Source organism: Desulfovibrio biadhensis, assembly GCF_055388615.1.
In genome coordinates this window covers 4342910-4367313 of sequence record NZ_AP042477.1, presented here as the reverse complement: position 1 = coordinate 4367313, position 24404 = coordinate 4342910, and the positions used below count along the sequence as shown (strand labels likewise).

Below are 24404 nucleotides of genomic sequence, written 5' to 3'. Positions count from 1 at the left end.
CTGACGCAATCCAAGGAGTACGTTACGGAATCCGGCAAGCTCTACCGCGAGCTCTTCGGGCTCATGCTCATATTCTGGGCCCTGTTTCTCTTGCTCAGCTTGGTCACTTATGATCCGGGAGACCCCAGTTTCAATCAGGTGGTCAGCAAGGGACACGTTGTGCAAAACGGCGCTGGACTGGTAGGCGCATACCTGGGCGGTCTGCTTGTGGATGCCTTTGGTATTGTTGCGTTTGCCTTTCCGGTGGGCTTTGCCGTGGCAGGGCTCAAGCGTTTTATCCAACCGCTCCCCACACAGTGGTGGCACTGGCTGGGGTATATTCTTTTTTGTCTCTGTAGCAGCAGCATGGCGGCCGCCGCCTGGGCGCAGGAATCAATTGCCATCGGACATGTGACAGGTGGCGGCTATCTTGGACGCTTTCTCTATTATTACGGGCGCTATTATTTGCGCCCCTCCGGGGGATTTCTCCTCTGGTCCTTTGCGCTGGTCTGTTCAGTGCAACTCATGTCAGGAATGACATGGGGCGCTATCATGGCGCGCCTGCGCAACAAGTTTGACGAATGGAGCTACCAGTGGGCGCAGCGCTCGGCCGAGCGCGCCCAGCAGCGCCTAGAACGTAAGGAACGCGTTCGCCCCCCTTCAAGGCATGGTCAGGCAGATGATGCAGATGCTGCAGACAGAATGGAGCTCCGGCGCAAACCACGCCATCCTGCGCTTAAAAAACGCGAGCAGGAAGCTGACGCAACATCACCAACCGTTGCCACTACGGAAGAAGAGAGGGAGCGTAGAGCTGACGTTCCCCTGCATACTCCTCCGCAGGAAAACCTTGAGTTGCCGCTGGATGGCCCTGACCTTTCCGGGGTCAAACGCAATAAGCGCCCCCGTATGAAACCTGTTAAGGGGGGGCTTCCGTCTCTGGACCTGCTTCCCGAACCCAAGGGAGGGCGCGAGCAAGCTCCCATGGAAGAGCTGCAGGACCAGGCCGAACGCCTTACGTCTTGTCTCGCGGACTTCAATGTAATGGGCGAGGTCCAGAACATAAGTCCGGGGCCTGTCGTCACCATGTTCGAATACAAGCCAGCGCCTGGCGTAAAAATCAGCCGTATTGCAGGTCTGTCCGATGATCTTGCCCTGGCGCTCAAAGCCCTCGCTGTAAGGATCGAAGCGCCTATTCCCGGCAAAGACTCCGTGGGGATCGAAATTCCGAGCAAGAAGCGCCAGACCGTGCTGTTGCGTGAAATTTTGGGTTCAAAGGATTTCAAGTCGTCGGAATCTCTGCTGACCCTCGCGCTGGGGCAGGATATATCAGGTCGTCCTCAAGTGGCCGACCTGGCACGGATGCCTCACCTTTTGGTCGCAGGCGCCACGGGTGCGGGTAAGAGCGTCTGCCTCAACTCAATACTCCTCTCTTTCATGTTCAAGGCGCGACCAGACCAGCTCAAACTCTTGTTGGTGGATCCCAAACGTATTGAACTTTCAGTCTATCAAGACTTGCCGCATCTGGTGCATCCCGTTGTGACTGAAATGAATCTGGCCAAGAATGCCCTTGATTGGGCCGTGCAGGAAATGGACGCCCGTTATCAGTCCATGGCCAAAATCGGGGCGCGCAATATCCAGGGGTACAACACAAAGCTGGCTGCAACACTTGAAAAATATGGTGATAATGAGCCCCTGCCAGAGGAAATCGCCGACCTGGAACCTATGCCGTTCCTGGTCATTGTCATTGACGAACTGGCAGATTTGATGCTGACCGCGGCAAAAGAGGTGGAGATGAGTGTAGTGCGTCTGGCCCAGCTTGCCCGCGCTGCCGGCATTCACATGATTTTGGCTACCCAGCGCCCCAGTGTTGATGTTGTTACTGGCCTGATCAAAGCCAACTTTCCTTGCCGCATTTCTTTTCAAGTCACGTCCAAGCATGATTCACGTACTATTTTGGACCAGGTGGGCGCTGAATATCTGCTGGGTAAAGGTGATATGCTTTTCAAACCCGGAGGCGGGCGTTTGCAACGCATGCATGGCGCGTTTGTCAGCGATGAGGACGTAGCGGCGGTGGCCTCCTGGTGGAAATCGCAACAAAAACCTGATTATAAACTCGATTTTTCGGCCATGCAGGATGAAAGTGAAGGGGGCGCCCTGGGCGGAGCTGCCGGTGACCTAGCCAATGACAGCGTTTATAATGAAGCCGTGGATTTTGTCATGAACCAGGGCAAGGCCTCTATCTCTTTGTTGCAACGACGTTTCCGCATTGGTTTCAACCGTTCTGCACGGTATATTGAGCAAATGGAGCTGGATGGCATTGTCGGTCCCGCTGATGGCAGCAAGCCACGCCCAGTGCTCAAAGGACCCGACGAACTGCCGCGCTAGTCATTCTGAATAGCTGTATTATTTCTTTAGGGGTAACAGCTTGTTGCTATTTTCCTGTGTTCTTTTTGTAAGGTCTCGTCATTCCTGAGTAATGCATTGAGAAGTGGCATTTGATAGACTGTTTTTTCCTTTTTTTTGCATTGAGCTGCAGATGTTTTATGATAAGCAACGACAGCAGAGCCCCCTTGAACACATCAAGGGGAGCCAGATCTTCCCAAGGAGCTGATCATACATGGGAATCATACATATTCTGAAGTATTGGTTTAAGGTGCAACTCGCCATAGTTTTCTGTCTGGTGCTTGTTTCACATGCCTTTGCTGCTGACGGGCTGGTGGCTAAGATTCAGGCAACCTACGAATCTCTGCAATCTTTTGACACCAATTTCTCGCAAGTGCTGCGCAACACTGCAAGTGGTGAGGAGCAGCATCGTGACGGAATGTTTTTCTTCAAGAAACCCAACCTAGTGCGTTGGGAAACCACCTCACCAGAAGAAGAATTGCTTATTGTAGGCGAAAACGTTGTTTGGGATTATTTCAGCGATGAACAGGTCGCCTACAAATACGAAACCGATGCCGTGCTCGACTCCAAAACCATGATCCGCTTCATCTCCGGGCAAGCACGTTTGGATGAAGATTTTTGGATTACGGAGGAACCGGACGAGCAGGGTATGGCCAAATTGAATCTGGCGCCAAAAGAACCGGAACCCCAGCTAGTGCAGGCCTATATCTGGGTGGAGCGTGAAACGGCACTGGTCAAGCGTATTTTGCTGCAGGATTTTTACGGCAATGAAAACGAGTTGATTTTTGAAGACATCAAAATCAACCCGGACCTGCCCACCACGCTGTTCAATTTTTCTCCACCTGCTGATGTGGAGATCTTTGACAACACGGTGCAATTCGGTGTGCAGGAAAAAGACATCACCCAATAAAAAAAGCCCCTGAAACCTTCTGCTGATGGCTTCAGGGGCTTTTTTTTATATTTTCTGTTTCAATCAGGGCTCAGTATAAAAGACCCCTGTTTCGGTTGGCTTGAGTCCCGGGTAGCTGCTGTAGCCCACAAGACGCCAGCGGTAGGCTGCCCCTGGTTCCAAGCCGCATTGTTCTAACAACAATCTCCGCTTGTCCATCTTCAGGTTTGGCGCGTTCAATGGCACTTCTATGCGCTGTTGTGCATGGAACGGGCAGGTAGGGCAATCACCCCCCTCACCACTGCGGGCCAATTCCACACTGAAGCCTTTCAGGTTTTCTGCTTTGCCGCTTATTCGAGCGCGGATTTTAAGACAACCATTTTCAAGATAGCCAGTCACTTTGGTAAAATCAAAGCGCTCGAGTTCTGCCATTGGTTCAGGCCAGGATTTACGGCCACAGCCGTAGGCGAACAGGAGCGTTGCGGCAATACTTACGAGAAACAGAGCGATTGCGGATTGACGGCGCATCATTGCCCCCAGGTTTCTTTCCATTTGTGCAAAAGGTTCAGGGCTTCCATGGGTGTCACTTCGTCTATCGCGACTTTTTGCAGGGCGTCAAGCAAGGGGTGCCCTATTTCTTCATCAGGTTCATTTGCAGCAGGAGCAGGGCCGCTTACGCCGGGAAGAGTGGTCTGCATACTTGTGATGCGTTGCACGCATTCATTGGCATGGCGTGCCTTTTGCTCCAGTTCTCGCAGCAATTCTTGAGCGCGTTTGACAACGCTACGTGGCACGCCCGCGAGTTTTGCAACCTCGATGCCGTAGCTGCGGTCTGCCGGGCCGGGCACCAACCGCCGCAGAAAAATGATGTCGCCCCCCCATTCCTTAACAGCGATATTCAGATTGCGCACCCCAGGCACAACGCCTTCCAGGCTGGTCAACTCGTGATAATGGGTGGCGAAAAGAGTCCTGATGCCCCCGCTGCGCCCGGCCAAATCTTCAACCACGGACCATGCAAGGGCGAGTCCGTCGAACGTGCTGGTGCCGCGCCCGATTTCATCCAGAATGATAAGGCTGTGACGTGAAGCCTGACGCAAAATTCGAGCAGTCTCCGTCATTTCCACCATAAAGGTGCTTTGCCCCTGGGCAAGATTGTCAGACGCGCCAACGCGGGAAAAAATTCGATCGGCCAGACCAATGCGGGCTTCCTGAGCCGGAACAAAGGAGCCCATTTGCGCCATTATGGTGATGATTGCCGATTGCCGCAGCACTGTGGACTTACCAGCCATGTTCGGTCCGGTGATGAGCAGCAGCTTGTGGTTCTCGTCCAGCTTCAAGTCGTTGGGGATGAAGCCGGCAGCCCCTTGAACGGCCTCTACCACTGGGTGACGGCCAGCCGTAATCTCAAGGGCGAATCCTGTATGCAGTTCAGGGCGATTCCATTCAAAACGCCGGGCCACGTCTGCCAGCCCCTGCCAGTAGTCCAGGGCGGCAAGAACATGCGCCATGAACAAAAATTTCGGACGCGCCTTGGCCATTGTTTCGCGCAATTCGAGAAACAATGTATATTCAAGGGTTTTGCGTTGTTCTGATGCGGCAAAAATACGATCTTCCAGTTCTTTCAGCTGGTCGGTGACATACCGTTCGCAATTTGCCAGAGTTTGACGCCGGTTGAAATGATAGGGCGCCTGTACAGCAAGGGATTTCGGAAGCTCAAAATAGTAGCCAAATACCTTGTTGAAGCCCAACTTGAGTTTGCTGAGCCCTGAACTTTCTTGTTCCTTTTCCAAAAGCTGCTGGAGCAGGTTTTCACCGTGCTCTGTGAGCACGATACATTCGTCAAGTTCCTTGGAAAAACCTTGTTTGAACAGGCCACCTTCGGTGATGACAACAGGCGGTGAATCAACCAAAGCGCTTTCAAGCAAATCCTTAAAATCAGAAAGGTCATCCCATTTTTCAAGAATTTCCTTAATCAAGGCAGGAAAATCATTTTGGGGGGCGTCTTCGTCCTCTCCAGAATCCTCAAGCATGGAGCGCAGCAAAGGGAGTACTGTTAGGCTGGTGCGCAGAGCAACGAAGTCCTTGGGCGTTGCCCGCCCCAGAAAAATACGGGTGGAGAGACGTTCAAGGTCATAAATCTGGTCGAGTTGTTCACGGACAGCTGCCCTGAATTGGTTGCGCTGGTGAAAATGGGCAACAGCATCCAAGGTTTTCTCGATTGGATCAAGATGACGCCATGGATGGCGCAGGCGCTCTTGCAACAAACGCCCCCCCATGGGTGTGAGGGTACGGTCCATGACATGCCAGAGGGTGCCGGGACCGGTTTTTCCATCCAGACGTCGGAAAAGCTCCAGGTTGCGCTCGGTTACCTCATCCAGCAAAAGATGGCGCCCCAGATTCAAGGGGGTAAACGCATTCAAATGCTCAAGGTCGCGTTTCTGGGTCTGGGTCAAATAGCAAAGAATGGCGCCGCAGGCTTGTACAAGCTCGCGCTTGTTATGCAGGTCCAGCACATCAAGGCTTGCCACGCCCTGGGCTTTCAAAAGGCGCTCACTCCCCCCGGCATGGTCAAAGTATGCCTTGAAGGGAAGCCGGTTGAGAAATCCACGCCGCTTTTCAAGATGCGCCGGAATCTCCAGCGAATCAGGAACCAACAGCTCACTTGGGGCAAGTTTTTCTGCCCATTGCCAGAGCTCTTCCTGCTTCTTGCTTTGCAGACCACTGAACTGTCCTGTGGAAAATTCTACCCATGCCAAGGCACCTGCGCCATTTTTTGAGTTCCACAAAAGCGCGGCCAGAAAGTTGCTTCCTTTGGCCTGCAGGTTTGCGTCTTCCAGGACAGTGCCAGGAGTAAGCACCCTTGTAACTGCCCGTTTTACCAACCCCTTGGCCTGCTTGGGATCTTCCATCTGGTCGCAGATGGCAACCTTGTAGCCTTTTTCCAAAAGCTGCCCCACGTATCCTTCCACGGCATGGTGGGGCACGCCGCACATGGGGATTTTAGTCTCGGCATTGGGGTTGCGGCAGGTCAGGGTTATTTGCAGTTCTTTGGCCGCCGTCTCTGCATCTTCGAAAAAAAGTTCATAAAAATCGCCCATGCGAAAAAAGAGCAGGGCGTCGGGATGTTCCTCCTTGATGCGAAGGAACTGTTCGAACATGGGGGTGAGCTTTTGTTCTGACTGTGCTGGCATGTAAGGGAGCTGCGTTGCTGTGGAAATGTTTTAGAGACGCGGAGCGTGCTTCTTATTCGTGCAAGGTAAGACGAAACCCAATGGAATGCCAGCTTTGACAACGGGGGCAAACAAAAAAGGTTTGTTCGCGTTTCAAACCACAACTACGGCATATAAAACGTTTGAGCTGCCGCGCCTGCTGCGTGAAAAAGTCAAGCTGACTGGTGAAGGATGGCAACAGATCATCATGTAGTTCTTTGGTCAGGTCGAGCAGGTCAAGCCTGGCGGCCCAGAAGTCATTATTGAGCAGCAAGGCACGTTCAAGCCATGCCTGGGCATCGCGGTGGTTGCCGCAGGCCAGATAGAAAAGGGCGCCGTAATAGGTGAAAAGCAGGTCCTGTTCTTCATGGCCGAAGAGCGAATCAATCTGAATGCAGAGTTCTTCACCCTTGAATTTGGATATTTCTTCCTTTGTAGTTGTATCCGCGTCGAATTCTTTTTCATCCGATATGGCATTCAAAACCCCATCAAGGATAACAAAGTGCAACTTTTGCGGAACAACTTGAAATGCTTCCTGCATCAAGGGAACGACTTTTTTCATATTGCCCGTTGTAGCAGCGTGCATGATAGAGGCAAGCCAAGCTTCCACGGATCCAGGATAAACCTTGAGTGCCTTTTGCAGCACTTTTTTCCCCTGGCTCGCATCGCCGGCGTCAAAATGCTTTACCGCCTGGCGAACCAGGTAATAGGCGTGGGCAATCTCGTTATCAAGTTGGGCATAATATTTTGCAGCCCGCTCATAATCATTGCTTGCCGCCGCAAGTTTCGCCACTTCGTACAATATGTTGTGATCGCGCCCGGCAAGGCTGATCGCCTCGTCAAAGGCGTCCATGGCCCTGTCAACAAAACCGCCACGTTTATAGTCGCGCCCCAGTTCATAAAGGGCGCGCGCCTTGAAGCGGGGGTTAAGTCCAGGACGCAGAATCAGGCTGGTGCGGATGTGCACGGCGCGTTCTATCTCGCCCTGGGCCCGATACAGGTTGCCCAGGGCAAGATAGATTTCAACCAAGTCGGGGTTGTTTTTGACGAGTTGGCTCAGCTCGTTGATCGCCGCAAGGGTATCCTGAGCTTCCAGGGTGAAGCCACCCTGGTCCTCGATGCGTTGTCCCGCTTGCGTCACGTCGCCACGTTGCCGTTTGCCGGCTCGGCCTGACTTGAAGAGAGGCATGTACGACCTCTTAACTTGAGGTGTTGGACTCTTCGCTTTCGTCCTCGGTTTTCTTTTCAGTGCTGGTGGTGCCGTAGGAGCTGGTGTAGCTTGAGGTGCTCGTATTTTCCAGGGGCAGATTGCGCAGAGAATTTACTTCCTGCTCGAGCTTGGAAAGCTTGCCGTTACATTCTTTCAGTTTGCCCGAAAGGCGAATCTTTTCCATCAGGAAGTAGAAAAGAACAAGAATGGAGCCCAGACCAAAGGCGATAAGCAGCAGAAAATAAAAGGGCAGCGGTGTGGACTTGAGCATCCAGCCGTCAATGTAGAAATTCAGGTGCAGCGACATTTCCTGAGAGAGAATCTCAGTGTTCTGAATGAAGAACATCATGGAGATGAGAAACAGCAGGACAAGGGCAAAAACCTTGAGAAAGCGCATGGGCTCCTCCTTCGTGACGTTACCGGTTGCGTTGCAGGTTATCGAAATGCGGCACGAGCTTCTGATAGGTGGAGCGCAGATATTCCGGAATGACCCGCGTCTCCGACATAACGGCCATGAACGAGGAATCACCGTTCCAGCGGGGCACCACGTGAAAATGCAGGTGCTCACGTATGCCGGCGCCGGCGGCCTCGCCCAAATTCAAGCCTACATTGACCCCTTGGGGGGAAAATACATTTTGCACAATGCGGACGCATTCACGTGTAAGCCACATGATTTCGTCACATTCGTCTGCACTGCAATCCACCAGATTCATCAAATGGCTGTAAGGAGTTACCATTAAATGGCCGGAGCTGTATGGAAACTTGTTCATGATAACAAAACAATGTTGTGCCCTGTGCAACACAAGACGCTCTGCGTCTTCATCCGTGTGTTGTGGCAGACAAAAAACACATTCATCGGGTTTTGGTCCCAGAATGTAGTCAATGCGCCAGGGGGCCCAAAGGGTTTCCATAATCCGTACTGCACTCCTTCAAAACAAATAAACAGACCGTCAGGGGTTCTCCGCCAATGCCTGGTCAATCAACTCCATAACGTGGTCAATATCCCGGGCGGCAATAACGTCAGACAAAGCGCTCCAGCGGCCCCATGCTATAACAGTCTTAGCGATTTTTTTTGCCAAAGCCAATTCGGAAAGTGTACCCGATTCGCCTGCAACCGCAACAACGACATCTGCGTTGAGCACAACAAGGTAATTTCGCATGGGCCCAAGGCCTGTGGCGATGGCCGTCTGCACCCAGGGGTTGGCAGCATCACGAGAGTCCCCCGGAAGGATACCTATCGTCACTCCACCCGCCTGGTTGGCTCCCTTGCAGGCAGCCGCCATGACACCGCCAAGTCCGCCACAAACAATATCCCATCCAACCTCGGCGATTCTTTTTCCCAGGTCATAGGCAAAAGTCGCGGTAGGGGCATCGCACATCCCCGCGCCGATTATGGCGATTCGCTTTCGCGGTGTCTCTGCAGCCATGTACTTACAATTCCATAAGCAGGTTGCACAATCGCAGCAGCATGTCTATGTCGCTGATTACATTACACAGACGTCAGCTACAGGGCAAGGGATTATAGACGCCTGCCTTTGAAAAAGATACGCCTTGTAACACTTTAAGAGCCAGCGTGTTTCTCTTTTTCAACAAGTTTTTGCGCGAGCTTCACTTGCTCTATCATGCTTGTGGCCTTGCCATCTATTTTAGCGGCCAACACCTTTTGCAGAATTTTCCCCATAGCCGGCCCGGGGGGTAGCCCCATGGCCATCAAATCCTTGCCGCCGACCTCCACATCCATGAAACGCAAATTGCTGAGATATTGTGAAACGTTACGCTTGATGTGGTCGTGTCGACTCCTGGCCATAAGATACAGCACGCCTTCCAGGCTCACAGGAGATAAGATTTGATGCAATTCACTCAAAGGACCGCTACGGTTGTTCCATTGCAGCAACTCTTCAGTAACACTAACTAATTGCTCACGAGTCGTGGTAAAGTCATTGGCCAGTTTTTGCGTAAAGTTAAAGCGGCGCATGAGGGTTTCGACATCTTCTGGGGCCCACGCAGCGCATAATCCCAAAAGGTTCACTTTCCAGGGGTCTGGTTGCGGCTCCACGTAAAGCAGACGGTACCAGTTTAAAACCCTGTCGATTTCTTCAAGCAAAGCTTCCCGGTTGGGTGTGAGCTCCAGCTTGGGGTGGATGGCCGCCAGCATTTCCAGCTTGGCCATGGAGCGCAAGCAGGACAAGGGATAGTGTTCTTCAAGTATAAGCTTGAATTCATGGAATAACCGTGTTCCTGAAAGGCGCTCCAGGAGTTTGAGTTGCAGGGCGTTTTTAATCAATCGCCGCGTCTGTCCACCGATTTCAAAATCATAGCGTTGTTCAAAGCGAACTGCCCTGAGCATGCGGGTGGGGTCTTCCACAAAACTGAGTGAATGCAATACCCTGAGCGTGCGTTCCTTGATATCTCGCTGTGCAGAGAAAAAGTCCACCAGTCGTCCAAAGCTGCCAGGGTTAAGTTGCACGGCAAGGGCGTTTATCGTAAAATCTCTTCTATAAAGGTCCATTTTTATGGAAGAAAGTTCGACTGTTGGCAATGCCGCCGGGTACTCGTAATACTCGAGTCGGGCCGTGGCCACATCTATATGTTTTTCTTCAGTTGCGTCATCTTGCGTATATATGAGAACTGCTGTTTTAAACTTGTGATGCGCGCGCACGCGGCCATTGAGTCTTGCGGCCAGCGCCTTGGCAAAAGCGATGCCATCGCCCTCCACTACAATATCCATATCTGCTGTAGGGCGTCTGAGGAGCAGGTCGCGGACAAATCCCCCTACCACATAGAGCGGAAAACCCATTTCCTGCCCCAGTTTACCGGCAGATTCTAGCAAGGCGTAGTTTTCACGGTTGAGGCGCTCCCGCATCAGACTGCGAACATTCCGTTCGCGATTTTTCTCCGGCTGCAGTGTTTCGGGAATACGCGCGGGCTCCTCAATAAGCGTATTGATCAGATCTGTCCGGGTAATTACGCCCACAACTTCCCCGTCTTCCACAACAGGGGCAAGTCGCTGCCGCTGGCCAATAATGATTTCTATGACGGGGTAGAGGTCGGAGTGCGGATTGATGACTGAGCACTCCCGCAGCATGTATTCTTCCACTGCGATATGGCCGAGTTCGTGCCCCTGGGCCCTGGTGGCGATGGCCGCATCGAGCACGCCGGCGCAGCGATTCGTGTCAGGTTCTATAACAGGGACAGCCTTCAGGCCGAAACGGGACATCAAGTCCACGGCGTCGTCTATGGTGGCTCTTGTCTCCACCATCAACGGCGGAGAGGACATCAGGTCCTTTACCAGCAGTTGCGGATTTATGTGTGTATACAAGAGGGCGAACAGCTCATCTTTTACCTGAGCAAGGGTACGGTCCTTGATATTGGCCGAGGCAGCATAGGAATGCCCCCCACCCCCTAGAGAAGAGCATATATGCCCCACATCTACGTCGGTTGTGCGGCTTCTGGCCACAAGCACAATGCGGTCCTGCATGCGCCCTAGAGCGAAGAGGATGCGTATATTTTGTATATCCAGCATCTTATGCACTAAAAGAGCAAAATCCCCCACGTAATGCTTCAAGGAAATTTCCGCTATTGTCACCACCACGCCATTTATTTCATGGGTAGTGGAAGATTCCAACAGATCATTGAGAATGGCGACTTGTTCCGCCGTGAGGTCACGATGCAAAATGTCTGAAATAACGTTGAGATCCATTCCCTGTTCTCGCAGCCAGGCCGCTGCCGAAAAGTCATGGGCGGTTGTCGAAGAAAAGGTAAAGCTACCAGTATCTTCAAATATGCCGCACCCGAGGATTGTGGCCTCTTCCTCAGTCAGGCGCATGCCCGCCTTTTGCATCTCCAGGGAAAGAATACTGGTGGTGGCGCCCCATGAGTTAACAATGCCGGAGGAATAGGGCACATCGTCATCTGAATCTGGGTGATGGTCGTAGGCGTGCACCTCTATGTCTGGCTTGTCGAGAATCGCGTGAACATGCCCCAAACGGGAGCGCTGGCGCGTATCGACCATGACCAGTATTTCAACGGAATCAACGTCGATTTCTTTGACGTTTTTGAAATTAAAGAAATAGGTTGCACTTTCAATAAAAAAATTCCGCAGGGTTTTTTCCTGGCTTCCCGGAAAAACCAACACTGCCCCTGGATAGAGTTTGCTGGCTGCTATCATGGCAGCCAGAGCATCGAAATCCGCATTGTTATGCGCGGTGATGACTATTTTTGCATTCTGTTGCTCAGACATTAGGGAACTCTATCAAGGAAGAGGGTGTTTTGGGAATGTCACACGTCGTCAGATTGACGGCGGGAGTGAATGGAGCGGGGGTGGTACTCCTGATGTACGGAAAGCAGTCGCGCTGTCTGGACGTGGGTGTATATTTCAGTGGCTGTGACATCTGCATGGCCGAGCAGCAGTTGCACGCTGCGAAGATCTGCCCCTCCTTCCAAAAGATGGGTGGCAAACGAGTGTCTAAAGGTATGGGGTGAGATATCCTTCCTGATCCCGGCCTTGGAGGCGTAGCGCTTGATGCATTTCCATAAAGCCTGGCGTGTTAGCCCTTTGCCTGAGCGATTCAGAAAAACATACGGCTCTTGGGGAGAAAAAGAGGGGCGCCAGTGGTTGAGATAATTATCCAAAAACTCTTGCGCGGTTTCGTGGATTGGAACGAAGCGCTCTTTTGCCCCCTTGCCTAAAACACGCAGCAATCCTGACTGGATGTCACAATGCAGCGGCTGCAACTTGACGCATTCAGAAACCCGGAGACCGGCGGCATACAACAATTCTAGCATGGTGCGGTCCCTGAAACCGAGCTTTGTTCCCAGGTTTGGCTGCGCCATCATGCGGTGTATTTCATCGCGAGAGAGTACCTGCGGCAGGGCCTTGGCCAGCTTGGGATTTTCAAGAAAAGCCGAAGGGTCTCGTGTCATCGCCCCAGTTTCCATACACCAACTGAAAAAACCGCGTAGCGCCGAAAGGTGGCGCGCCAAACTGCGACTGTTGAGCCCTTGTCCACGCAGGGTTGCCTGATACATCACCAGATCTTCTTCTGATAATTGATCCAGGGGTTTGCCCCAATCGAGCACGAACATAAAAAAAGATCGTAAATCCGTGGTGTAGGCGTTCAGGGTGTTTTCAGAAAGCCCTTTTTCCACTAACAAAGAGGTACAGAACCCATCGAGAAGGGCAAGGTGTGCAGCTGGAAGCTGAATTTCCTTTTCGTCCATTGCAGATATCCAAAAGGCAGGCCCGAAGCAGGGGCACTGCAGGGAAAGAATTGACAGCGCCTTCGGCCGCAATTAGACAAAAAGTCTTTACGCAGGCCACACGCACAGAAAAAAAAAAGTCAAACCACTCAGAGGATACGCAGCTTATGCCCCAGTTTCAACTCGCAGACAGACTGGCCGCCGTACCCCCTTATCTTTTTGCCGAGATCGACAGGGTCAAAAACGAAGTCAAAGCCCGGGGGGTGGATATCATCAGCCTGGGAATCGGCGATCCGGACACGCCGACACCTGACTTCATCATCCAGGCCATGGAAAAATCCCTGTACACGCCGGTAAACCACCAATACCCCTCCTATGTGGGGCTGCTCAGCTTTCGTGAAAGCGTTGCCAGGTGGTACAAGCGTCGTTTCGATGTGGACCTGGACCCCGCCAGCGAGGTCGTATCGCTCATCGGCTCCAAGGAAGGCATCGCACATTTTCCTTTGGCGTTCGTCAACCCTGGCGACCTGGTAATGATTCCAACCCCTTGCTACCCGGTGTACCCCATCGCCACGGCTTTTGCCGGCGGGGATGTGCATTACCTGCCGCTTTTGGAAGAAAACGACTTCCTTCCGGATCTGGATAGCATCGACCCGGCAGTTTGGGAAAAGACCAAGATGCTTTTCCTGAATTTCCCTGGGAACCCCACGGCTGCAACGGCGCCCAAGAGCTTTTTTGAAAAATGCGTGGCTCTAGCCAAAAAGTACAACGTCATTTTGGTCCATGACGCCGCATACACTGAGATTTATTACGATCCTGACAATCGCCCCTTGAGCATTCTGGAAATAGAGGGCGCCAAGGACGTCGCCATTGAATTCCACTCCCTTTCCAAAACCTACAACATGACCGGCTGGCGCATCGGTATGGCCGTAGGCAACAAGCAACTGGTGCAGGGATTGGGAAAAATCAAGGAAAACGTGGATTCCGGCATTTTTCAGTCCGTTCAGGAAGCCGGCATCGCTGCCCTGGATCAGGGAGATGCTTTCGCTGATAAACTACGCGCCATGTACAAGGAGCGTCGTGACGTTGTCATCAACGCTCTGGACAAGATCGGCGTAAGCTGCAAAGTACCGCAAGCCTCCTTCTACATTTGGGCGAGGATTCCGGCTGGATACAAGACCTCAGCCGAATTTGTAACCCGTGTTCTCCAGGAAACGGGCGTCGTGTTGACTCCCGGCAACGGTTTTGGCGGCCCGGGCGAAGGCTTTTTCCGCATCTCGCTCACCGTTGGCAATGAACAACTCGAGGAGGCGGTCTCACGTATCGCAAGCCTGTAACCGCTTTTGTGGGGCTTGGCTCCAACCTGGGCGATAGCGCCTCCATTCTGCAACGTGCACTGGCGGAATTGGAGGCGTTGCCCGGGGTTGTGCGTCTGGATGCTTCACCTTCGTACCGGACCGAGCCTCAAGGCTACAAAGATCAACCCTGGTTTCTGAATCTTGTTGCCAGACTTGCAGTGGAAGAGGGCATGTCCGCCCTTGACCTGTTGCATGACATGCTGGCCATAGAAACCAGACTGGGGAGGGTTCGTTTACCTGCTCAAGGGCAAAATGCCGCAGCGCGTTTCGGGCCCAGAACAGTTGACATCGACCTCCTCCTGTTTGGCTCTGAAGTATGGAGTAGGGAGGAGCTCATCTTGCCGCATCCGCGCATGCGAGAGCGGGCGTTTGTTCTCGTGCCGCTGCAGGATCTCGCGCCGGAGCTTGTTTTTCCTGATGGAACCCCCCTCAACGAGGCGCTGAGGGCAATAGCGTATCACCTCCAGGGAGACGTCATAACCCAGGAATAGACACCAGAGAAAAGGCAGGCAACCATGTGGAAATTCATTATTCTCGCCCTTGCCGGTTTTGTGCTTTACAAGATGTTCACCAACGACACGAAGCGCAAGAAAACCGAGAGCAAAAAGGAGACTGATCGCCTTAAAGCGACAGGGGAATTGATCAAGGACCCCATCTGCGGCACGTATGTCAGTGTAGAAAGTGATATCCGTGTCAGAGAAGGGGAGACGGTACACCGTTTCTGCAGCTATGAATGCCGTGACAAATACCTCAAACAGATCGGCGCAGAGCCTCCCAAGCAATCCTCTGAAGAAGAATAGCGTTCATATCTTCCGGCTTGACCAGCCTGTGTTCCTATAGATAAGGGCAAAACGCATTTTATTTCGCAAGCTGGTCAAGCCTTTCAAAATAGACCTCTCCCTTGCCGTCGCCCCCCACTGCCCACATCGATCAGAAAGGCACGTATTATACGTGTTCGCCGCGTATTGTAATCTAAGCACTTATCATAATTGCACACTGAAATACGTATAATTCGCCAGCCTCCCATGGCCTAACCGCAATAAAAACGCAACCAGCACAAAAAGCAAAGTACTTTAAAGCTTAACTCGGCTTTACATCTTATTTTGATAAGTTTTCGAAACACCGGAAGTACGTCATGACTATACCAAGCTTCAAGAGGGAGTACAGCGCATGAATTATATCTACCTAATCTCCAAAAAGGCGGAATGTTGTTTTTCGGAAAAACGAAAATGACAATTCAGCATAAAAAGTAGGGATTACTCAATGTTACATGGCAGACCAAGTAACATCCTGTTATCTAAGAATATATACCTAATAGCAGCAGACTCTTACCTGGGGGTTTGTTTATGGCAAGCCTAGCGACCACATTCTTCCATACATATTTCTCAGACTTAGAATAATTCCCCCCCTTCCTTTTCTGTTTTTTACGACTTTGTAAAACTATCATTTTAGAAAAAAAGAAGAAAACCATCTTGACACAGTATTGTCACAGAGATAATTTGGAAAAAATTTTTTTCATTTGGAGAATCTTCAACGGAAAAGGAAAAAAATTTTCTTATGAAGAAAATTCTTCCGACTATCCGAATGAACCTGTCGTCCATGAGCAAAACGCAACAGGCGATCAGCAGGTTCATTTCAGAAAATCCTGAGAAGGTTGTAAAAATGTCCATCACGCAATTGGCAGACGCTTGCGGCGCCAAGAGCGAGGCCACCATTGTCAGGTATTACAGACAGCTGGGACTGGACAGTTACAACGATCTCAAGGTGACCCTTGCCGGCGAACTGGCGGAGAATTCCTATTACCGCACCTATGAAGACATAACAGGGCAAGACAGTCTGGCCACCCTGAAACAGAAAATATTCAACGGGGCCATACGTGTTCTGGATTCCAATCTTGCCTTGTTGGAAACCAAAGACATGGAAGATGCGCTGGCATTGCTGGAAAAGGCCGAGCGTGCTTTCTTTCTGGGCTTTGCCATCTCTGCAGCCATGGCGGACATGGCTTGTTTCAAATTCTCCAAACTCATCCCGAATTGTCGCGCCATGTGCGACCCCCATGTCACGGCTTCTGTCCTGGCTCTACCACGACCTGGTGATGTTGTATTCGCCATCTCCCATTCAGGGGAGAGCAAAGACCTCATCATTCCTGTGGAAAAAGCCAAACCTTCTGTGAAGGTTATTGCCATAACCGGCTCCAAGGATTCGCCCCTGGCAAAAGCCGCTGATGTTGTCATTGCCACCGTTTCTGAGGAACTGACCTATCGTACTGATGCTGCCATGACGCGCATTGTGCAGATGGCGATTATTGAGACGCTTTATATCGGCTTGTGCATCCGGAGAGGGGATTCCGCGCTCCAGGCTCTGGAAACTGCATACAGATCAACTTCTTACCTTAAATTCTAACAAAGGATTTGTCATGACTGTACCATCGACAATGCGCGCCCTGAAATTGCACGCACCGGGCGACGTTCGATTTGAAACGGTTCCGGTCCCGGAAATCAAGCCCGATGAGGTTCTTGTCAACGTCAAGGCATGCGGTGTTTGCGGCTCAGATATTCCGAGAATACTTACCTACGGCGCTCATGTTTCAGAACTCATCACCGGACATGAATTCGCCGGAGTCGTGGTGCAGACCGGCGCCGAAGTGGATAACGTGACCACTGGGCAACGCATCACAGCAGCGCCCTTGATTCCGTGCATGAAGTGCGAATGGTGTGACAAGGGGCATTACTCCTTGTGCAAAAGCTATGACTACCTGGGGTCGCGTTCCGATGGCGCCATGGCTGAATATGTACGCGTTCCTAAAGCAAACCTGATTCCGTTGCCCGATGGCGTAAGCTTTGAAGCCGGCGCCATGGTGGACCCTGCAGCCAACGCCGTACATGCTCTGAACAAGGCGGAAATCGGCCCTGACAGTGTGGTGGCCATCTTTGGTATTGGGCCCATAGGCCTGTTTGCTGTGCAATTGGCCAAGCATTTGGGCGCCAAGACCGTCATCGGTGTAGACGTAAGCAAGGATAAGCTGGAGCTGGCCAAGGACGCCGGCTGTGACGAAGTAGTCAACAGTGTTGAAAAAGAAGCGTCTGTAGCCATAAAGGAAATCGCACCCAGTGGGGCGGATGTCATTCTGGATGCTTCCGGTGTGCAGGTTGCGCAACACCAGTGCGTTCTTTCAGCCGCCAATCACGGCGTCATCATATTCCTGGGTATTTCTCATGATTCCCTCACCCTGAGTGAAAAAGCCGTGGATCGTATTTTGCGGGGCGAACTGCATATCCAAGGCAGCTGGAATTCCTTTTCCAAGCCTTTCCCCGGCCGTGAATGGACATACAGTGTCGAACTGATGGAGCAGGGCGCCATGTGGAAGGAGAGTTTCATCAGCCACAGGTTGCAACTGGAAGAAGGGCCTGCATTCTTTGACAAGCTAGCCAACGAGAAGTTCTTCTTCAGTAAGATCATGTTCTTGCCTTAGACCAGATCGTGTTCGAAATCGTCGTAATCCGCCGATTTCCACGACATTTTAGATACACGCATGACTGGAGGACGTGATGGCTCGCAACGTCTTGTTCAGTATCGACCTTGGCACGCAGAGCGCACGGGCTGCCTGTTTCGACGAAGCAGGCAACCGTTTGTCCATGGCCGAAGAAGTTTATGAAACGCGTTACCCCCACCCTGGGTGGGCGGAACAACGCCCCTCTGATTGGTGGAGGGCGATCTGCTCCAGCTGCCATAGGGCCGCTGCTGCGCTTTCCGGAAATTATACTCCGGCTGCGATTTGCATAGGAGCCACATCTTCCACTGTTCTCCCTGTGGACGCCCAGGGCTCCCCTTTGGGTAACGCCATATTGTGGATGGACACGCGTTCCCGCAAGGAATGCGCCATGGTCAACGAGACCAGGCACCCCATCCTTTCATACTGTGGCGGTGGCGTCTCAGTGGAGTGGATGCTCCCGAAAACCCTCTGGATGAAGAAAAACCAACCGGAACTCTACAACAGCGCCTACAAAATAGTGGAGGCGCTTGACTGGTTGAACTTCAAACTCTCCGGAGAGTGGGCAGCTTCCAAATGCAATGCCAGTTGCAAATGGACCTTTTCCGATGTGGAAGGTGGTTTTGTTGAGGAATTCTTCAAGGAAATCGGCTTTCCGGAATATGCGGAAAAGTGGCCCATCTCGGTCAAGGCCATGGGAGAACCCGTCGGACGGGTGACTCCAGAAGCCGCCAAAGAGCTGGGCATCCAGGGAACGCCGATGCTCATTCAGGGAGGTATCGACGCCCACGTCGGCATGGTGGGCCTTGGAACTGTTGTGCCAGGCATCATGGGGGTGATCATGGGAACCTCCTTTGTGCACCTGGCATTAAGTGAAGAACGCATGTTCATCCCAGGACTCTGGGGACCTTATTCCAACGCTGTTGTGCCGGGATACAGCCTTCTTGAAGGAGGGCAGACTTCAGCAGGCGCCATTACCCGCTGGTTCAAGGAAGTATTTGCCAAGGACCTGGGTGATGAGGCGTATGCGCTTCTGGCTCAGGAAGCTGCCACTGCCCCACCCGGGTGTGATGGCCTCACCGTGTTGGACTTCTGGCAGGGCAGCCGCACTCCTGTTTGTGACCCTGACCTTACAGGCTGCATGTGGGGCATGGACCTCCACCACACACGGGGGCACATGTACCGGGCCGTTCTTGAATCCGTAGCCCATGGCACGCGTAATATCCTCAGCGCCTTCAGAAAAGGGGGGTATCACGTGGACAACATGGCCGTATGCGGCGGCGTCACCAAAAACCCGCTGTGGCTGCAAATAATCGCCGACATTTGCCAAACCCCAATAGTCCTGACCAAGGATACGGATGCCGTTCTTCTGGGCGGCGCCATCACGGGCTCGGTTGGTGTAGGCATTCACCCCAGCTTTCAGGCGGCGTCAGAGTCCATGGTCCATCAACGTAGCGTTGTGGAGCCGGATTCCTCCCTTACGTGGATATATGACAAGGCGCATCAGCGATATCTGGCCACCTATGAGGCTCTGAGTCCGCTTATGCGCGCCGGAAGAAAGGAATAGCCATGGCTACCGCTCCCCTTCTTGAAATGCGTTCCATCAACAAATCCTTTCCAGGGGTCAAAGCTCTGGACAACGTGGATTTCAGGGTGAACGCCGGCGAAGTTCACTGCCTTATCGGCGCCAACGGTGCAGGTAAATCCACCCTGATGAAAATTCTATCGGGTGTGTATTCCGCAGATTCCGGTGGCATTTTCATTAATGGCGAAGAAGTCGTCATGCAAAGCCCCAAGGACGGTCTCAAGGCCGGCATCGCGGTTATCTATCAGGAACTTTCCCTGGTGGAGGAACTCACCGTGGCGGAAAACATCTTCCTTGGGCAATACCCTGAAACCCTCCCAGGTGTGGTGGATTGGGGCGTCATGAAACGGCGCGCCCAAGAGTTGTTGGCTCGCCTGGGCATCAAAACTAACCCTGACGCCACGGTTTCCAGCCTCAGTATGGGGCACAAACAAATCGTGGAGCTGTGCAAGGCGTTGGCTGCCGAAGCCAGGGTGGTCGTCATGGACGAGCCTTCCGCCACCTTGAGTGAGGAAGAGTTTAAAGCTTTGGTTAAAGTTGTTTTTGACCTCAAGGCCCATGGCGTAACCATCATATACATCTCACATCGCCTGGAAGAGCTTTTCCAGGTGGGGGATAGCGTGACAGTGCTGCGAGACGGGGCACACGTGCATACCGGCCCCATCAAGAACCTGGACATTAAAGGTCTGGTTCGGCTGATGATCGGCCATGACGTTCGCAGCGGCAAAGGCTGTGCTCTGCCTCCACACAGCGATAGGGACATTATCCGCACGCACTGCCTGACCAACTCAGTACTCAAATGCGTGCATTTCAATGTCAAAGAAGGTGAAATTCTAGGTCTCTACGGTCTAGTAGGGTCGGGGCGTTCGGAAATTCTGCATTCGCTGTTCGGCTCGTTACGCTATGAGGGAAAAATCGAACTCTATGGCAACGAGGCGCACCTTACGTCACCCGTGGACGCCATGCAACGAGGCGTGGGGCTGATTCCCGAGCAACGCAAGACCCAGGGGCTGATCCTGGGGCTTCCAGTTTGGGAAAACGCAGCCATTGCCGCCAGTCCGGATGTTTCGGTCCACGGATTTCTCATCCCCAGCAAGCTTTACGCCTTGGCGCGCTCCTTTGTGAGCAGACTGAGAATCAAGACTCCCAGCGTCATGACCGAAGTTCGCAGCTTGTCCGGCGGTAACCAGCAGAAGGTGGTCATCGCAAAATGGCTGATGAAAAAATCTAAGCTGTTGTTGTTTGATGAACCCACCCAAGGAATCGATGTCGGCGCCAAAGAGGAGGTCTACGACATCATCCGAGGTTTTGCCGGCCAGCCGGAGACCGCCACCGTGGTGGCTTCTTCCGAGCTCGAGGAGCTGGAGTGCATGTGCCACAGGATTCTGGTGCTGTACGAAGGCAACATAGTGGGCGAGTTTACACCGCCCTTTTCAACCAAGCGGATTCTGCACACAGCCATAACCGGAGAGGAACATGAAAGCCGTTAACCCCACCTGCAGCCCAAATAATGCGTGGAAAGAGTTTCTCCGCAAGTATAACTTGCTCATCTTCATCGTTCTCTTTGCGTGCATCGCCGCGGTCATATCACCGAAGTTCTTCACCTTGCAGAATTTCGTGAACTTGTTGCAGCAATCATCCACCATCGGTGTTGTCAGCATCGGTATGACCCTGGTCATCTTGGTTGGTGGCATCGATCTTGGAGTAGGGTCGGTGCTGGCATTGGCCGGTATGGTGGTCTCTGTGCTCATGGCCGATGGATACCCAATTGTCATCGCCCTCCTGGCCAGTATCGCAGTGGGAATACTCCTCGGGATGTTCAACGGCGTGATCAGTGCAAAGGGAGGTGTGCCTTCCTTTATCACCACGTTGGCAACCATGGTGGCTGCGCGCGGTCTGGCCTTGCTTACCACGGACGGCACTCCAGTGTTCGATCTCCCGGAAGCCTTTCAGTGGCTGGGCGCTGGTTTCCTCTTTGGCCTGCCCGTGAGCGGACTTGTTTGGATTGCCATTACCGTCCTCTCTGCTCTGATGCTGAAGTACACCACATTCGGCCGGGGACTTTACGCAGTCGGCGGCAATGCCGAAGCGGCCAGGCTGTCCGGCATCCGGGTCAAACGCAGTGTCATCATCGTGTTCATGCTTTCAGGCGCGCTTTCCGCCCTTGGCGGCATATTGACCGCTTCCTGGCTCACCGTGGGGCAACCAACGGCAGGGAAGGGCATGGAGCTCGACGCAATCGCAGCGGTTGTGCTCGGTGGCGCATCCCTCATGGGGGGGTGCGGCGGCGTGCTTGGCACATTTGGTGGTGTATGGCTGCTCGCCATCATTACCAACATCTTCAACCTGGCAGGACTTTCTTCCTACTACCAGATGATTTTCAAGGGGGCGATCATCGTAATCGCCTTGCTGCTGAACCAGTTCTTTCGGGCGCGTGACTAGAGGTGTTGGGTTTACGCGTTCATAACTACTCAGGGAGGTTGTCATGAAAAGAGGTATGGTTGTTTTTCTTATTGCCATCGCATTGATGGTCAGTGCGAGTTTTGCCGCAGCGCAGGAAAAAGTCATCGGCTTTTCTCAAGTAACCCTTGATTCGCCATTTTATGTGGCCTTGATGGAAGCTGCTGAGAAAAAAGCCGATGAACTCGGCGCAAAGCTCATCTATGTCGATGCTCAGGGTGACATAGCAAAGCAAAACAAAGACGTGCAGGACTTGCTGACCAAAGGTGTGGACGTTCTGCTGCTGAACGCCGTCAATCCCAATGGCGTTGCACCCGCCATGCGTGCTGCTGCGAATGCCGATGTGCCTGTTATTGCTATTGACCGTCCTGCCAAGGGCAAACTGGCAACCTTCGTAGGCCGTGATAACAAAAAGATGGGCTACGAAGCCGGCAAACTTGCTGTTGAGCTGCTCGGTGGAAAAGGCAAAGCAAAGGGCAAGATCATAGAAATCCAGGGCGCAGCTGGCGGCAAGGTCATGATGGATCGTCGTGACGGCTTTCACCAGGCCGTTGACGCAGAAGAGGGCATTGTAGTCGTTCAGAGCCCTTACTGCGAATACATCCGCTCCAAAGCTGTGAAAGCGTTTCAGGATCTGTACGAAGCCAACCAGGACGTTGCTCTTGTCTATGCGCACAACGATGACATGGCCCTGGGCGCTGTTCAGGTGCTGAAGCAGAATGGCAAGTTGGACCAGGTAAAAATCTTGGGAATCGACGGACTTATGCAGGCTGTCAAGGCTATTGATGCCGGCACCTATGACGGAACTGTCCTCAACGACCCTGCGCTGTTGGGCTCCATGGCAGTCGAAACCGCCATGGGTGTGTTGGAAGGCAAATCCTATCCTGAGTTTATCGATGCAGGCACCGGCCTCATCACCAAAGAAAATGCCGCCAAATATCTTGATGATTCCAAGGTATTCGCGGAGACCAAATAGGGCGCTTATTCGGTTTGTAAGAGTCAGGGCTCTTACGTGAAAGTTGTATTCCGACTACAAGGCGCTTGCATGTCAATGTGTTGATTTATGTTGCTACCGGTCCCGCGCTGTCGTTGCAGCACCATGCGCGGGACCGTTTTTTTAACCACTGGAGATAGTTATGAACAAGCAAGAATTGGCCAAGTACATCGACCACACCATTCTGAAACCTGAGGCCCAGGAAGCCGCCATTGTAAAGCTGTGCGAAGAGGCCAGCCAATACAGCTTTGCATCGGTATGCGTAAACCCTTGCTACGTGCCGCTCTGTGTTGAAAAATTGAAAGATTCTGGTGTAGATGTATGCACGGTCATCGGTTTTCCCCTCGGCGCCAATGCAACCCAGATCAAGGCCAAAGAAGCAGCCCTTGCCACATCGCAGGGCGCTACGGAACTGGATATGGTCATTAATGTAGGCGCGCTCAAGGACGGCAAGGAAGACTACGTGGAGCAAGATATCAAGGCTGTGGTGAGTGCCGTGGCTGAAATCAACCCTAAAGCTCTTGTTAAAGTCATCATTGAGACCTGCCTTCTTACGGATGCAGAAAAGAAGACCGCTTGCCAGCTTTCCAAAAAGGCTGGAGCGCATTTTGTAAAAACCAGCACAGGATTCAGCAAGGGCGGCGCCACAGTAGAAGATATTGCACTTATGCGCGCAACCGTGGGACCAGACATGGGCGTAAAGGCTTCTGGCGGCATCAAGAACTACGACCATACAATCGCCATGATCGAAGCCGGCGCCAGCCGTATTGGTGCAAGCGCCGGTGTGGCCATCGTGGACAGCCTGTAATCCTTTTTTGTATTACTCCTGGGAAATAAGCCTGAGCACCACCTGCTGATGGAATTTGCAGTACCCCAGATATTGGGCTGCAAGACCTGATTCTTCCAAATATTCGTTCAGTGCAAGGTGTTCACCATGCTCCCAATCGGGGTAATTGAAGTACTCGTCAAACACCAGGACACTGCCAGGCATGAGATGTTGGGAAAATGCCTGGAAAATTGTCCTGGTTGACGAGTACAGATCGCAATCAATATGCAGAAGGGCAGCAGGGGCGGAATGCGCTTCTAAAAAAGGGACAAGGGTCTGATCAAAATACCCTTGGACAAGAGTCACATTATTCTCGACCTCTGGAGGGGCGGTGCGACTAAAAGCGCCTTTAGGATACCCGTCACGCCAATCTTCCGGCAATCCTTCAAAGGAATCAAATCCATAAATAGTCGTTTCTGGCAGGGCTTTGGCGATATAGTTGATAGTGGAGCCAGTGGCCACACCAAATTCGCACACCAGCGCCTGCGGATGTTTGGCTATAATATCTGTAGAAGCCTCCAGGCCTTGATCCAGAAGAGCCCATTTGTGGGGTAACGGAACCGCATCAGGCATGTGCTGCGTTATAAAGGCGGAAGAACTTTCCATAGCCTTTTTGCGAAAGTGCCGCTCAATATTCTTACTATCTCTTTCCAATGCCGCTTCAATCTCTTCCTCAATCAGTGGCTTCAATAATTCGCGAAGCAGACTTTTTAGCTCCATGGCTTTTCCTTTTTATAATAAATATGAAAATGACATATAGAGTATGCCTCAATATTGATTCAATATGTATTTACCATTTGAA

General features: G+C 52.3%; 21 protein-coding genes. 12 read left to right on the top strand and 9 right to left on the bottom strand.

Annotated elements, in window-relative coordinates; all coding sequences use genetic code 11:
- A complete protein-coding gene (locus tag ACZ5EH_RS18930; RefSeq protein WP_464278329.1) occupies positions 1 to 2364 on the top strand; it encodes a DNA translocase FtsK in 2364 nt (787 codons plus the stop codon).
- Positions 2365 to 2596: 232 nt separating this feature from the next.
- On the top strand, positions 2597 to 3292 hold the full coding sequence (gene lolA / locus ACZ5EH_RS18925) for an outer membrane lipoprotein periplasmic chaperone LolA (protein WP_464275436.1): 696 nt from the start codon (positions 2597 to 2599) through the stop codon (positions 3290 to 3292).
- 63 nt (positions 3293 to 3355) lie between these two features.
- On the opposite strand, the gene ACZ5EH_RS18920 is transcribed toward lolA, so the two are convergent.
- The 8 genes from ACZ5EH_RS18920 to xerD form a co-directional block, all read right to left on the bottom strand.
- Positions 3356 to 3802 (bottom strand): hypothetical protein, encoded by a 447-nt coding sequence (locus tag ACZ5EH_RS18920; protein ID WP_464275435.1) that lies wholly within the window; start codon positions 3800 to 3802, stop codon positions 3356 to 3358.
- On the bottom strand, positions 3799 to 6462 hold the full coding sequence (gene mutS, locus ACZ5EH_RS18915; RefSeq protein WP_464275434.1) for a DNA mismatch repair protein MutS: 2664 nt from the start codon (positions 6460 to 6462) through the stop codon (positions 3799 to 3801). The genes ACZ5EH_RS18920 and mutS overlap by 4 nt, the downstream gene beginning before the upstream one ends.
- A gap of 52 nt (positions 6463 to 6514) precedes the next feature.
- Positions 6515 to 7669 (bottom strand): tetratricopeptide repeat protein, encoded by a 1155-nt coding sequence (locus tag ACZ5EH_RS18910; RefSeq protein WP_464275433.1) that lies wholly within the window; start codon positions 7667 to 7669, stop codon positions 6515 to 6517.
- Positions 7670 to 7679: 10 nt separating this feature from the next.
- Positions 7680 to 8087: a lipopolysaccharide assembly protein LapA domain-containing protein gene (locus ACZ5EH_RS18905; protein WP_464275432.1), complete on the bottom strand. Its 408-nt coding sequence runs from the start codon at positions 8085 to 8087 to the stop codon at positions 7680 to 7682.
- Between the two features lie 19 nt (positions 8088 to 8106).
- Complete coding sequence (locus ACZ5EH_RS18900; RefSeq protein WP_464275431.1) at positions 8107 to 8601, bottom strand: HIT family protein; 495 nt, start codon at positions 8599 to 8601, stop codon at positions 8107 to 8109.
- Positions 8602 to 8640: 39 nt separating this feature from the next.
- Positions 8641 to 9117 (bottom strand): TIGR00725 family protein, encoded by a 477-nt coding sequence (locus ACZ5EH_RS18895; protein ID WP_464275430.1) that lies wholly within the window; start codon positions 9115 to 9117, stop codon positions 8641 to 8643.
- Positions 9118 to 9251: 134 nt separating this feature from the next.
- Positions 9252 to 11930, bottom strand: a complete 2679-nt coding sequence (locus ACZ5EH_RS18890) for a CBS domain-containing protein (RefSeq protein ID WP_464275429.1) — start codon at positions 11928 to 11930, stop codon at positions 9252 to 9254.
- 38 nt (positions 11931 to 11968) lie between these two features.
- On the bottom strand, positions 11969 to 12910 hold the full coding sequence (xerD, locus tag ACZ5EH_RS18885) for a site-specific tyrosine recombinase XerD (RefSeq protein ID WP_464275428.1): 942 nt from the start codon (positions 12908 to 12910) through the stop codon (positions 11969 to 11971).
- Between the two features lie 146 nt (positions 12911 to 13056).
- On the opposite strand from xerD, the gene ACZ5EH_RS18880 reads away from it, so the two are divergent.
- The 10 genes from ACZ5EH_RS18880 (at position 13057) to deoC (ending at position 23584) form a co-directional block, all read left to right on the top strand.
- A complete protein-coding gene (locus ACZ5EH_RS18880; protein ID WP_464275427.1) occupies positions 13057 to 14226 on the top strand; it encodes an LL-diaminopimelate aminotransferase in 1170 nt (389 codons plus the stop codon).
- A gap of 8 nt (positions 14227 to 14234) precedes the next feature.
- The gene (gene folK, locus ACZ5EH_RS18875; protein WP_464275426.1) at positions 14235 to 14738 is read left to right on the top strand and encodes a 2-amino-4-hydroxy-6-hydroxymethyldihydropteridine diphosphokinase; all 504 of its coding nucleotides are present in this window, start codon (positions 14235 to 14237) and stop codon (positions 14736 to 14738) included.
- A gap of 24 nt (positions 14739 to 14762) precedes the next feature.
- A complete protein-coding gene (locus ACZ5EH_RS18870) occupies positions 14763 to 15047 on the top strand; it encodes a transcriptional regulator (protein WP_464275425.1) in 285 nt (94 codons plus the stop codon).
- Between the two features lie 757 nt (positions 15048 to 15804).
- A complete protein-coding gene (locus ACZ5EH_RS18865) occupies positions 15805 to 16650 on the top strand; it encodes a MurR/RpiR family transcriptional regulator (protein WP_464275424.1) in 846 nt (281 codons plus the stop codon).
- A 13-nt stretch (positions 16651 to 16663) separates the two neighbouring features.
- Positions 16664 to 17719, top strand: a complete 1056-nt coding sequence (locus ACZ5EH_RS18860; RefSeq protein WP_464275423.1) for a galactitol-1-phosphate 5-dehydrogenase — start codon at positions 16664 to 16666, stop codon at positions 17717 to 17719.
- Between the two features lie 76 nt (positions 17720 to 17795).
- Positions 17796 to 19304, top strand: a complete 1509-nt coding sequence (locus tag ACZ5EH_RS18855; protein ID WP_464275422.1) for an FGGY-family carbohydrate kinase — start codon at positions 17796 to 17798, stop codon at positions 19302 to 19304.
- Between the two features lie 2 nt (positions 19305 to 19306).
- Positions 19307 to 20812: a sugar ABC transporter ATP-binding protein gene (locus ACZ5EH_RS18850; RefSeq protein ID WP_464275421.1), complete on the top strand. Its 1506-nt coding sequence runs from the start codon at positions 19307 to 19309 to the stop codon at positions 20810 to 20812.
- Positions 20799 to 21764, top strand: a complete 966-nt coding sequence (locus ACZ5EH_RS18845) for an ABC transporter permease (protein WP_464275420.1) — start codon at positions 20799 to 20801, stop codon at positions 21762 to 21764. Before ACZ5EH_RS18850 ends, ACZ5EH_RS18845 begins: the two co-directional genes overlap by 14 nt.
- Positions 21765 to 21807: 43 nt before the next feature.
- A complete protein-coding gene (locus ACZ5EH_RS18840; protein WP_464275419.1) occupies positions 21808 to 22758 on the top strand; it encodes a substrate-binding domain-containing protein in 951 nt (316 codons plus the stop codon).
- A gap of 160 nt (positions 22759 to 22918) precedes the next feature.
- Positions 22919 to 23584: a deoxyribose-phosphate aldolase gene (deoC, locus tag ACZ5EH_RS18835; RefSeq protein ID WP_464275418.1), complete on the top strand. Its 666-nt coding sequence runs from the start codon at positions 22919 to 22921 to the stop codon at positions 23582 to 23584.
- 12 nt (positions 23585 to 23596) lie between these two features.
- Here deoC and ACZ5EH_RS18830 read toward each other — a convergent pair whose 3' ends face one another.
- Positions 23597 to 24322, bottom strand: coding sequence for a class I SAM-dependent methyltransferase (locus ACZ5EH_RS18830; RefSeq protein ID WP_464275417.1), 726 nt, complete (start codon positions 24320 to 24322; stop codon positions 23597 to 23599).
- Between the last annotated feature and the right edge of the window lie 82 nt (positions 24323 to 24404).

Coding starts and splice junctions, on each gene's coding strand:
- lolA (WP_464275436.1), top strand. CDS start 2,597: ATGGGAATCATACATATTCTGAAGTATTGGTTTAAGGTGCAACTCGCC.
- ACZ5EH_RS18920 (WP_464275435.1), bottom strand. CDS start 3,802: ATGATGCGCCGTCAATCCGCAATCGCTCTGTTTCTCGTAAGTATTGCC.
- mutS (WP_464275434.1), bottom strand. CDS start 6,462: ATGCCAGCACAGTCAGAACAAAAGCTCACCCCCATGTTCGAACAGTTC.
- ACZ5EH_RS18910 (WP_464275433.1), bottom strand. CDS start 7,669: ATGCCTCTCTTCAAGTCAGGCCGAGCCGGCAAACGGCAACGTGGCGAC.
- ACZ5EH_RS18905 (WP_464275432.1), bottom strand. CDS start 8,087: ATGCGCTTTCTCAAGGTTTTTGCCCTTGTCCTGCTGTTTCTCATCTCC.
- ACZ5EH_RS18900 (WP_464275431.1), bottom strand. CDS start 8,601: ATGGAAACCCTTTGGGCCCCCTGGCGCATTGACTACATTCTGGGACCA.
- ACZ5EH_RS18895 (WP_464275430.1), bottom strand. CDS start 9,117: ATGGCTGCAGAGACACCGCGAAAGCGAATCGCCATAATCGGCGCGGGG.
- ACZ5EH_RS18890 (WP_464275429.1), bottom strand. CDS start 11,930: ATGTCTGAGCAACAGAATGCAAAAATAGTCATCACCGCGCATAACAAT.
- xerD (WP_464275428.1), bottom strand. CDS start 12,910: ATGGACGAAAAGGAAATTCAGCTTCCAGCTGCACACCTTGCCCTTCTC.
- ACZ5EH_RS18880 (WP_464275427.1), top strand. CDS start 13,057: ATGCCCCAGTTTCAACTCGCAGACAGACTGGCCGCCGTACCCCCTTAT.
- ACZ5EH_RS18870 (WP_464275425.1), top strand. CDS start 14,763: ATGTGGAAATTCATTATTCTCGCCCTTGCCGGTTTTGTGCTTTACAAG.
- ACZ5EH_RS18865 (WP_464275424.1), top strand. CDS start 15,805: ATGAAGAAAATTCTTCCGACTATCCGAATGAACCTGTCGTCCATGAGC.
- ACZ5EH_RS18860 (WP_464275423.1), top strand. CDS start 16,664: ATGACTGTACCATCGACAATGCGCGCCCTGAAATTGCACGCACCGGGC.
- ACZ5EH_RS18855 (WP_464275422.1), top strand. CDS start 17,796: ATGGCTCGCAACGTCTTGTTCAGTATCGACCTTGGCACGCAGAGCGCA.
- ACZ5EH_RS18850 (WP_464275421.1), top strand. CDS start 19,307: ATGGCTACCGCTCCCCTTCTTGAAATGCGTTCCATCAACAAATCCTTT.
- ACZ5EH_RS18845 (WP_464275420.1), top strand. CDS start 20,799: ATGAAAGCCGTTAACCCCACCTGCAGCCCAAATAATGCGTGGAAAGAG.
- ACZ5EH_RS18840 (WP_464275419.1), top strand. CDS start 21,808: ATGAAAAGAGGTATGGTTGTTTTTCTTATTGCCATCGCATTGATGGTC.
- deoC (WP_464275418.1), top strand. CDS start 22,919: ATGAACAAGCAAGAATTGGCCAAGTACATCGACCACACCATTCTGAAA.
- ACZ5EH_RS18830 (WP_464275417.1), bottom strand. CDS start 24,322: ATGGAGCTAAAAAGTCTGCTTCGCGAATTATTGAAGCCACTGATTGAG.